The organism is Congregibacter sp. (assembly GCF_045107095.1).
In the GTDB taxonomy this organism is placed as follows: Bacteria; Pseudomonadota; Gammaproteobacteria; order Pseudomonadales; family Halieaceae; genus Congregibacter.
Genome location: NZ_JBGCFU010000038.1, coordinates 33,087 through 43,124, shown reverse-complemented (window position 1 = coordinate 43,124; position 10,038 = coordinate 33,087). Strand labels below are relative to the sequence as shown.

Annotated in this window: 9 protein-coding genes; 3 read left to right on the top strand and 6 right to left on the bottom strand. The window is 54.1% G+C overall.

The window, feature by feature from the left end; genetic code table 11:
* From AB8B76_RS07750 to coaE, 3 genes are all read left to right on the top strand, one after another.
* Positions 1 to 306 (top strand): type II secretion system F family protein (locus AB8B76_RS07750; RefSeq protein WP_405271456.1); only part of this gene is annotated, 306 nt, incomplete at its 5' end.
* A gap of 52 nt (positions 307 to 358) precedes the next feature.
* A complete protein-coding gene (locus AB8B76_RS07745; RefSeq protein ID WP_405271455.1) occupies positions 359 to 1,240 on the top strand; it encodes a prepilin peptidase in 882 nt (293 codons plus the stop codon).
* Positions 1,237 to 1,857, top strand: a complete 621-nt coding sequence (gene coaE / locus AB8B76_RS07740) for a dephospho-CoA kinase (protein WP_405271454.1) — start codon at positions 1,237 to 1,239, stop codon at positions 1,855 to 1,857. The genes AB8B76_RS07745 and coaE overlap by 4 nt, the downstream gene beginning before the upstream one ends.
* Here coaE and mutT read toward each other — a convergent pair.
* The 6 genes from mutT to ftsA form a co-directional block, all read right to left on the bottom strand.
* On the bottom strand, positions 1,854 to 2,285 hold the full coding sequence (gene mutT, locus AB8B76_RS07735) for an 8-oxo-dGTP diphosphatase MutT (RefSeq protein WP_405271453.1): 432 nt from the start codon (positions 2,283 to 2,285) through the stop codon (positions 1,854 to 1,856). The genes coaE and mutT overlap by 4 nt on opposite strands.
* Before the next feature lie 6 nt (positions 2,286 to 2,291).
* Entirely contained in the window at positions 2,292 to 3,530 is a 1,239-nt protein-coding gene (gene argJ, locus AB8B76_RS07730; protein ID WP_405271452.1) for a bifunctional glutamate N-acetyltransferase/amino-acid acetyltransferase ArgJ, read from the bottom strand.
* 18 nt (positions 3,531 to 3,548) lie between these two features.
* The gene (secA, locus tag AB8B76_RS07725) at positions 3,549 to 6,269 is read right to left on the bottom strand and encodes a preprotein translocase subunit SecA (RefSeq protein WP_405271451.1); all 2,721 of its coding nucleotides are present in this window, start codon (positions 6,267 to 6,269) and stop codon (positions 3,549 to 3,551) included.
* 279 nt (positions 6,270 to 6,548) lie between these two features.
* Entirely contained in the window at positions 6,549 to 7,469 is a 921-nt protein-coding gene (lpxC, locus tag AB8B76_RS07720; RefSeq protein ID WP_405271450.1) for a UDP-3-O-acyl-N-acetylglucosamine deacetylase, read from the bottom strand.
* Positions 7,470 to 7,560: 91 nt separating this feature from the next.
* Positions 7,561 to 8,742 carry a cell division protein FtsZ gene (gene ftsZ / locus AB8B76_RS07715; RefSeq protein WP_405271449.1) on the bottom strand — a complete coding sequence of 394 codons (1,182 nt, stop codon included), beginning with the start codon at positions 8,740 to 8,742 and terminating at the stop codon, positions 7,561 to 7,563.
* Positions 8,743 to 8,803: 61 nt separating this feature from the next.
* Positions 8,804 to 10,036 (bottom strand): cell division protein FtsA, encoded by a 1,233-nt coding sequence (gene ftsA / locus AB8B76_RS07710; protein ID WP_405271448.1) that lies wholly within the window; start codon positions 10,034 to 10,036, stop codon positions 8,804 to 8,806.
* Positions 10,037 to 10,038 lie beyond the last annotated feature (2 nt).

Sequence of the window (10,038 nt, the reverse complement as noted above, 5' to 3'; positions counted from 1 at the left end):
TACGCCGAGGCTATTCTTCAAATTCGCGACGACGTCACCACCGGCTCCACACTCTACAACTCTGTGAAAAGTACGGGGCTGTTCCCCAACATGCTGTTACAGATGATCTCCATCGGTGAGGAATCCGGCCAGCTCGATGAGATGCTGGATAAAGTGGCTACTCACTATGAAGAAGCCGTCGACAATGCGGTAGACAGCCTCAGCTCCCTGATGGAGCCAATGATCATGTCGATTCTGGGAGTGTTAGTTGGCGGCCTCATGATCGCTATGTACTTACCAATCTTCATGCTGGGATCCGTAATCTAAGCGAACCAAGCTTGATTATCCGCGGCCTAAAGCTGCCCTTCGGCGACAGATAATGAGCCAATCACCCATGCTCAGTGAGTTTCTAATCGAGTACCCCGCGTATTTCTACTTGCTGGTCGGCTCGCTTGGTCTTTTGGTAGGTAGTTTTCTCAACGTCGTCATTCTTCGCCTGCCCGAGATGATGCAGAGGGAATGGCGAAAAGACTGCCGCGCTCTGCTTGAGATTGATGACGACCACGAGGCTACTGAAGAGAAGTTCTCACTGGCCTTTCCCGGTTCCCATTGCCCCCACTGCCAACACGCGATAAAACCCTGGGAAAACATCCCTGTTATCAGTTTCGTAGCGCTCCGTGGCCGCTGCTCGAACTGTGCTACGCGTATCGGCTGGCGGTACCCGCTGGTAGAACTTGCCAGCGCCATCGCCTCGCTGGTCGTTGCGGTCCACATCGGTGTACAGCCCGCACTGCTTGCCTACCTGCTGTTTACGTGGGCGCTTATAGCTTTGGCAGTAATCGATATTGATACGCAACTGCTGCCCGACGACATCACTTTACCGCTGTTATGGGCTGGACTGCTGTTCAACGTGTTTTGGGGACCGGTATCGCCCGTTGACGCCATCCTTGGCGCCGCCGCGGGCTATCTTTTACTTTGGACTATTTATTGGGCCTTCAAACTCGTCACCGGTAAGGAGGGCATGGGTTACGGGGACTTTAAGCTACTTGCCGCTCTCGGCGCATGGCTTGGATGGCAAAGCCTGCCGATCATCATTCTGCTCTCATCTGCGGTAGGCGCCGTCCTGGGAATTCTAATTCTCGCTGTGCAAGGAAAAGATCGCTCGAGTCCCCTACCGTTTGGTCCCTATTTGGTTGCGGCGGGATGGATAAGTCTGCTCTGGGGCGGAGCCCTTAGTGCAATGCTCTTAGGCAGCCCATGACTAATCCCCTTCGCGTCGGTATCACCGGTGGTATAGGTAGCGGCAAAAGTGCTGTCACCGATCGACTACTCCCTTTTGGAGTGCACATTGTTGATGCGGACATTGTAGCTAGAGAGGTAGTAGAAGCGGGCAGCCCAGCACTCAAAGAAATCGCAGGTCGCTACGGAAAAGAGATTCTTCTGGACGACGGGACTCTGGATCGTGCGGCATTGAGGCGCATCGTATTTTCTGATCCGAAAGAGCGGCAGTGGCTGGAGGCGCTTACTCATCCACTAATAAGACAGAGCATCGCCCAACAGCTCAAAGATGCCACATCACCCTACGCGGTACTGAGCTCTCCTTTATTGCTGGAGGGATCTCAAAGTGAATTTGTAGAGCACGTAGTCGTTATCGATGTTCCCGAATCGACTCAAGTCGCACGAACGATTACTCGCGACAGCAACAGTGAAGAACTCGTGCGCTCCATAATGGCTGCACAGATGTCTCGTGAGAACCGACTAGCGAAGGCCGATAGTGTGATCGACAACAATGGCACTCTCGAAGACCTTGACGCTCAGGTCATAGCCCTGCACGAAAAACTGTTGGCTCTCGCTGCGAACACCAATGTTGAGATTTAACGCTGTCCGTTTGTAAGAGCTCTCAGAATCGGTTCGTTGGCTTGAGGAAAAGCGTAGTCACCGAGTTCCGTAACATCGACCCAGCGCATCGGCTGCCCCTCACAGGGTGAGGGCTCACCGTCAAACTCGGTCACGCAATGAACATCAAGTAACACCCGCTTATCGCCATAATCATGCTCAATCTGCAGGAGAGCGTAGTGTGCAGATACCTCGATGCCTAACTCTTCCCGAAGCTCCCGAATCAAGGCGCTGGAAAGGCTTTCTCCTGGCTCCAGCTTTCCCCCGGGAAACTCCCAGAGTCCTCCTTGATGGCTATTAGCATGTCGCTGGGTGAGCAAAACCTGCTCGTGGTCCCCAAGAATAACTGCAACCGCAACATGCACTAGAGCCGCTACATCGTCGGCGTCGCTGTCAGGAATGCCAGACACGCTTTTCTAACTCCGATACTCGGCGTTGATTCTTACGTAGTCATAGGAAAAATCTGATGTCCAAACAGAAGCACTAACCGAACCGCGCCCAAGCTCTATGCCCAGTTTTAACTCCTCGCCCGCCATCAGCTGTGCCACCTCGGCTTCGACGTAGTCCTTGGAACGCGCCCCTTTCTCGGCAATAACTAAATCGTTAATAAAAACACGCACTCCGGTAACGTCGAGTTCAGACAGGCCCGACCTACCGATTGCCGCAAGCACCCGGCCCCAATTTGGGTCCCCGGCAAACAGAGCAGTTTTTACAAGAGGCGAGTGCGCGATAGTAAAGGCCACATCCAGACATTCCTGCTCATTCGCTCCACCGCTCACATTAATCTCAACGAATTTGCTCGCGCCCTCCCCGTCCCTCACCAAAGCTTGGGCGAGCTCAATACACAGAGATTCCAGCGCCGTCGCGAGCGCTAGAGCCAACTCGGAATCAGGATCGTCACAAAGAGAGTCGCCGCCGATACCCGTTGCTGCGAGAACCACTGCGTCGTTAGTGGATGTGTCACCATCAACGGTGATCCTGTGAAAAGAACCCTCCACAGCACGACGAAGCAAGGTGTCCAAAACACGATCGGCAACGGGGGCATCGGTCGCCAAAAAGGACAACATCGTCGCCATATCAGGACGAAGCATCCCCGCACCCTTCGCTATGCCAGTGAGCACGTAGCTCTTCCCGTTTGCAGAGAACTCTCGGGAGCCTGCTTTTGGACGCGTATCGGTAGTCATAATACCGATGGCGGCTGCATCCCATTGCTCGGGAGATCGCTCGGCAAACAAGGAAGGTAGCGCCGTAGTTAACCTCTCCAAAGGTAGATCTTCGCCGATGACCCCTGTCGAAAACGGCAACACTTCATTCGGATTTAGCCCAAGGAGTGCAGCAGCCTCATCGCAACTTCGGCGTGCCACTTCCATTCCTGACTCACCGGTCCCGGCATTAGCATTGCCTGTATTGATGAGAAGCACGCGTGGTTTGAATTCAGACTGAAGAAGATGCTCCCGTGCGACGATGACCGGCGCTGCGCAGAAGGCGTTTCGGGTAAAGACTGCGGCAGCAGTCGTACCTTCAACAAAGCTCAGCGCTACAAGGTCACGGCGATCCGGATAACGGATCCCCGCCTCCACCGATGCAACCGTGACTCCAGGGACCGGAAGCGGTCTGGAGGCACTCTCGAAACCATCAGAGTCCGTGGAGGTCATTATCCTTGGGAGAGGCGCTTAGAGCGCACCGTGACATTGCTTGTACTTTTTGCCGCTGCCGCAGGGGCAAGGATCGTTACGACCCACTTTAGGCTCGCTACGGGTAATCGGCTGCGCAGGAGGAGCCTCAGCCTGTTCCGGGTTAGGCACGTCAGAGGGTTGCTCCGGTGCCATACCTGATGCCTGAGCATGCTGAAACGCCAGCTTAGCCTGCTCTGCTTCGTGGCGACGCTGCTGCTCTATCAATTCAGCCTCATTCTTCTTCTGAATCTGCACGTGACTGAGGAACTTCACGACTTCGTACTTAAGGCTGGAAAGCAGTTCCTGAAACAGCTCAAAGGACTCCCGCTTGTACTCCTGTTTAGGATTCTTTTGTGCGTAGGCACGAAGGTGAATGCCTTGTCGCAAATGATCCATGGTCGCGAGGTGCTCCTTCCAGAGCGTGTCCAAAACCTGCAGCATTATCTGCTTTTCAATACGTAGCATGTCGGGGCCAACGTTCTCACCCTTGAGATTGTAGGCCTGCTGTATCTCCGCCAGGACACGCTCACGAATGGCATCCTCGTGGAGTTTGTCATCCTCGTCCAACCACTGCTGAATTGGCAATGTTATGGCGAACTCCGCCTCAAGCTGGCGTTCGAGTCCTGGTACGTCCCACTGCTCTTCAACGCTCATGGGAGGTATGAAGCTGTCGATGGCCTGGTTCACAACATCATGACGGATGGCCGTGATCGTGTCGGAGATCTCTGCCTCCGTCAGGAGGTCGTTGCGTTGCTGGTAGATAATTTGACGCTGATCATTCGCGACGTCATCGTACTCAAGCAGCTGCTTGCGGATATCAAAGTTGCGCCCCTCGACCTTACGCTGGGCCTTCTCAATCGCATTGGTCACCATGCGATGCTCGATAGCCTCACCTTTCTCCATGCCCAAAGCCTGCATGAAGTTCTTAACGCGATCTGAAGCAAAGATGCGCATGAGGTTATCTTCAAGAGACAGATAAAAGCGTGATACTCCAGGATCACCCTGACGTCCCGCACGACCCCGCAACTGATTATCGATCCGGCGCGACTCGTGGCGTTCTGTCCCAAGAATATGCAGGCCGCCCGCCTCGAGAACCTTTGCGTGCCGCTCTTCCCAATCCGCCTGCATTGCTTCGCGTTGTTCTTCGCTGATATCCCCGGCTTGACGCAGCTCGGCTTCGAGGTTTCCGCCCAGAACAATGTCTGTGCCTCGACCGGCCATGTTGGTTGCGATTGTCACCACACCAGGGCGCCCCGCCTGAGCAATAATTTCCGCTTCCTGCTCGTGATACTTCGCATTCAGTACTTTGTGAGCTACACCCGACTTCTTAAAGCGAGCAGACAGCTCCTCGGAGGTTTCCACTGAAGCCGTACCGACCAGTGCGGGCGCACCAATCTCCATGCAGTGCTTAACATCCTCAACGATCGCGTCCAGCTTCTCCTCGCTGGTAAGGTACACAAGGTCGTTCATATCCTTGCGAACCATATCCTTGTTAGTCGGTATCACGACCACCTCAAGACCGTAAATCTGCCGAAACTCAAAAGCTTCAGTGTCCGCTGTGCCCGTCATCCCTGAGAGTTTGTCGTAGAGCCGGAAGTAGTTCTGAAATGTTGTCGATGCGAGGGTTTGACTCTCGCTTTGAATTTCCACACCTTCCTTGGCTTCGATAGCCTGGTGGAGGCCTTCGGAAAGACGGCGACCCGGCATGGTCCGTCCAGTATGCTCATCGATGAGCACCACCTGCCCACCTTGTACGATGTACTCCACATCGCGACTAAACATTACATGGGCTCGTAAGCCTGTGTGCACATGATGAAGAAGAGACAGATTGGTCGATGCGTAAAGGCTATCTCCCTCTTCGAGCATACCCTCGCGAACCAGCATTTCCTCTACAAACTCATGCCCGGCTTCCGTCAGCTCTACCTGGCGCAACTTTTCGTCGACGGTATAGTGCCCTTCCTGTCCCTCATCTTCGCGCTGCAATGAAGGCACCAGCTTGTTGATGCGCTTGTAAAGCTCGGAACTATCCTGTGCTGCACCAGAGATAATGAGCGGCGTCCGCGCTTCATCAATGAGGATCGAATCCACCTCGTCGACGATGGCAAAGCTGAGATCTCCTTGCATTTTGTCCTCAAGAGAGAACGCCATGTTGTCGCGAAGGTAATCAAAGCCAAACTCATTGTTTGTGCCGTAAATCACGTCGGATTGATAAGCCGTGCGCTTCTCTTCGGGGGTCTGCCCAGAGCGAACTACGCCGACACTGAGTCCCAGGAAGTTATATAGCGGTGACATCCATTGGGCGTCTCGACCAGCGAGGTAATCATTCACGGTGATGAGGTGTACCGCGCTGCCGCTCAGTGCATTCAGATAGGCCGCCAAGGTCGCTACCAGCGTTTTTCCCTCACCGGTACGTTGCTCCGCAATGCGTCCTTCGTGAAGAGTCATACCACCGACGAGCTGTACATCAAAGTGGCGCATACCCATAACGCGCTTACCGGCCTCACGCGCTACGGCAAATGCTTCGGGAAGAATTTTATCGAGGGTCTCTCCAGAGCTCAGGCGCTCACGAAACTCTCCGGTTTTAGCCGCAAGAGCCTCGTCATCCAGCGCTTGCATACCCTCTTCCATTGCATTGATCTGGCGAACCACTTTGCGCATGCGCTTAAGCTCGCGATCATTGCGTGTTCCAAAAACTTTTTTAAGTGCAGAGTTAATCATTAAATCGTTGCGCCGCTGCCGACCATAGGCCTGTGCAGTCCATCAGTGTGTGGCTCCCGGCAAGTCTTTCGGAACGGCTGCTGCCTGATTCCGAGCAAGCCCTGGTGCCGCACAAAGTCACGCCTCGTGATGCATCCGGGAAAATAAAAAGTATGTCGGCTATTCATGGGGCCAATGGCCCACAAATCAAGCCTTACCGAGCGCTAATGAAGCAAAAAAACCGGCGCGAAATTGTCCCATAGCCACACCGTTTTTTCCATCGGTAGGCGACTGGACAGTCTAAACAGCAGCGGGGGCTGAAGGCGCGGTAACGTAAGAAATTGGAGCCGTCTCGGGATCGTCAAATGTGACCATCTCCCAAGCGTCTTTTTGCTCCATTAATGCGCGAAGAGATGCGTTATTTAACGCGTGTCCTGATTTGTGCGCGCGAAACTCCCCAATCAGGCTGTAACCCAGCAAATAGACGTCGCCAATGGCATCGAGAACCTTGTGCTTTACAAATTCATCTTCGTAACGAAGGCCGTCCTGGTTGAGGATTCGGTACTCATCAACAACAATCGCGTTGTCAACGCTGCCGCCCCGAGCAAGTCCTTTCGAGCGAAGATACTCAATCTCGTGCATAAACCCGAAAGTTCGTGCGCGACTGATCTCACGCACGAAGGACGTAGAGGAGAAGTCGATCTCGGCATGTGCTTTGCGGTCTCTAAATACCGGATGATCAAAATCGATAGTGAAGGAGACCTTGAAGCCATCAAAGGGAAGAAAGCTGGCTACCTTGTCTCCGTCCTCTACCGTTACCGGACGCTTGATACGGATGAATTTCTTAGCTGCTGGCTGCTCTTCGATCCCCGCAGATTGGATCAGAAAAACAAAAGGTCCAGCGCTACCATCCATAATCGGCACTTCACTAGCACTGACATCGACATAGGCGTTATCGATACCGAGACCGGCCATTGCGGACAACAAATGTTCCACAGTGGACACTCGATGTCCGTCGTGAACTAGCGTCGTCGACAACGTGGTATCACCCACATTTGATGCCTTGGCGTGAATCTCAACAATCGGGTCGAGATCGACACGACGAAAGATGATGCCGCTGTCCACTGGCGCGGGCGCCAGAGTCAGATACACCTTTTCTCCCGTATGCAAACCAACGCCTGTCGCCTTAATGGCGTTACGCAACGTCCGCTGTCGAATCATACAACCTCCTTGTCAATGCCCCTTTTACTCAGGGGTGCCGCCAGGCGCCATGGCGCCTGTCACGCAGTAGACAGGATGACAGTCGTTTCGATCAGTCGGCCTGTCGCCGCAGAAATGCCGGGATGTCAAAATAGTCATCTCCCAGTTTTTCCGCGGTCGCTGCGGCTGCCGAGCCCCCACGCGCTGCTGCGCGCCTGGCCGGCGGCTTTTCGTAATCCCGATAGTCGGGCGCGGACAGAGGATCAACCTCGCTCTGCGGCTCTTCAGCTCGCGCGGCTCTTGGTGTTTCCACTACCTGCAACGTTGCTCGAGACGCCGTATTGCCAAGTCCCGTAGCGACTACCGTAACCCTCAATTCGTCGTTTAGCTCGGGATCAATCACTGTCCCGACTACAACGGTGGCCTCTTCAGAGGCGAACTCCTCAATGGTATCGCCCACTTCGGAGAACTCACCGAGCGACAAATCAAGCCCGGCAGTAATATTGACCAGAATCCCGCGTGCACCTTCCAGATCTATGTCGTCCAGCAGCGGGCTATTGATAGCGCGTTCGGCTGCCTCACGCGCCCGGTTCTCGCCGCGAGAGCTTCCCGTGCCCATCATGGCCATACCCATTTCGGACATTACTGTCCGAACATCCGCAAAATCGACATTAATCATGCCCGGGCGAATGATCAGGTCAGCAATACCCTGAACCGCGCCCAACAATACATCATTGGCCTCTTTGAAGGCATCCAAGAGACTGGTATTTTTTCCCAAAACCTCCAGCAGTTTCTCGTTCGGAATGGTGATTAGAGAGTCAACATGCTGCTGAAGTTCCCCAAGACCTGCTTCGGCCAAGGAAAGACGCTTCCGACCCTCAAAAGTGAAGGGTCTGGTGACCACAGCAACGGTGAGAATACCCATCTCTCTGGCTATTTCTGCGACCACTGGAGCGCCACCTGTACCTGTGCCACCACCCATACCAGCGGTGATAAACACCATATCGGCGCCCCTCAGAGACTCAGCGATACGCTCTCTATCCTCCATAGCGGCGGCTCGACCGATCTCAGGATTCGCGCCAGCACCCAAGCCCTTGGTGATTTCGCCACCGAGCTGAAGCACCGTCGGCGAATCGACATCGGATAGAGCCTGCGCATCTGTATTGGCACAGATAAAATCCACGCCCTCTACGCTGTTACTGATCATGTGCTTAACGGCATTACCACCACCGCCGCCCACACCAATCACTTTGATGACAGCGCTCTGCGGTACGTTGTCTACGAGTTCAAACATAGCTTCCTTCCCCTTTGATTACGTCACCTGACGGTGACCTTCCTTCCCCAAAAAAACTGTTCTAAAAACTGTCTCGAAACCATTGCGTAACACGGGTCCACCAGGAATCGCCCGATGTCCGAGGACGGCCCGTGTGTATCTCACCGGCGTGACTGCTGCCATACAGCAGCAAACCAACAGCCGTTGAATAAATAGGGTTTCGAACGATATCCGCGAGCCCTTCGATACTTGCCGGGTAACCCACACGCACGGGCATGTGAAAGATCTCCTCCGCGAGCTCCGAAGCACCCTCCATCTTGGAAGTACCTCCGGTGAGCACGATTCCAGACGGGATTAAATCTTCGAAACCAGAGCGACGAAGCTCTGCCTGAATCAATGTGAAAAGTTCGTCGTAGCGGGGTTCCACCACCTCAGCCAGAGATTGTCGCGACAGATCTCTGGGTGGCCGGTCTCCCACACTGGGAACCTTGATGGTTTGGTCAGCACCGGCCAGCTGCGTCAAGGCACATGCGTAGCGAATTTTTATCTCTTCGGCGTACTGGGACGGCGTGCGCAGCGCCATAGCAATATCATTGGTCACCTGGTCGCCAGCAATCGGTATAACCCCCGTATGACGAATGGAGCCTTCCGTAAAAATCGCGATATCCGTGGTACCACCGCCAATATCTACCAAACACACACCAAGCTCTCGCTCATCGTCGGTGAGCACCGAGTAGGAGGACGCCAGCTGCTCGAGAATAATGTCCTCAACTTCAAGACCGCACTTTCTAATGCACTTCTCAATGTTTTGCGCAGCATTTACCGCACAGGTTACGAGGTGGACCTTTGCCTCGAGGCGGACACCGGACATCCCCTGGGGCTCTTTAATGCCTTCCTGATTATCGATCACGTACTCCTGCGGGAGCACATGCAGAACCTTCTGGTCCGCAGGAATTGCAACCGCTCGGGCCGCATCAATAACGCGCTCTAAATCCTGACCAACAACCTCTTGCTCCTTGATCGCCACAATGCCGTGGGAATTCAAGCTGCGAATATGCGATCCCGCAATGCCGACATAGACAGAGTGAATCTGGCATCCCGCCATGAGCTCCGCTTCATCAACAGCTCGCTGGATAGACTGCACCGTGGACTCAATATTGACCACGACGCCTTTCTTCATGCCTTTGGACGGATGCGAGCCAATACCGATAACTTCGATAGTTCCATCGGCGGTCACTTCACCAACGATCGCAACCACCTTGGAGGTTCCGATATCCAGTCCGACAATCATTCTTCTGTCTTTTGCCGCTGCCATTC

Bases quoted from the DNA above. Each gene is read 5' to 3' on its own strand.
- coaE (WP_405271454.1), top strand. From the start codon at position 1,237: ATGACTAATCCCCTTCGCGTCGGTATCACCGGTGGTATAGGTAGCGGC.
- ftsZ (WP_405271449.1), bottom strand. From the start codon at position 8,742: ATGTTTGAACTCGTAGACAACGTACCGCAGAGCGCTGTCATCAAAGTG.
- ftsA (WP_405271448.1), bottom strand. From the start codon at position 10,036: ATGGCAGCGGCAAAAGACAGAAGAATGATTGTCGGACTGGATATCGGA.
- argJ (WP_405271452.1), bottom strand. From the start codon at position 3,530: ATGACCTCCACGGACTCTGATGGTTTCGAGAGTGCCTCCAGACCGCTT.
- secA (WP_405271451.1), bottom strand. From the start codon at position 6,269: ATGATTAACTCTGCACTTAAAAAAGTTTTTGGAACACGCAATGATCGC.
- AB8B76_RS07745 (WP_405271455.1), top strand. From the start codon at position 359: ATGAGCCAATCACCCATGCTCAGTGAGTTTCTAATCGAGTACCCCGCG.
- lpxC (WP_405271450.1), bottom strand. From the start codon at position 7,469: ATGATTCGACAGCGGACGTTGCGTAACGCCATTAAGGCGACAGGCGTT.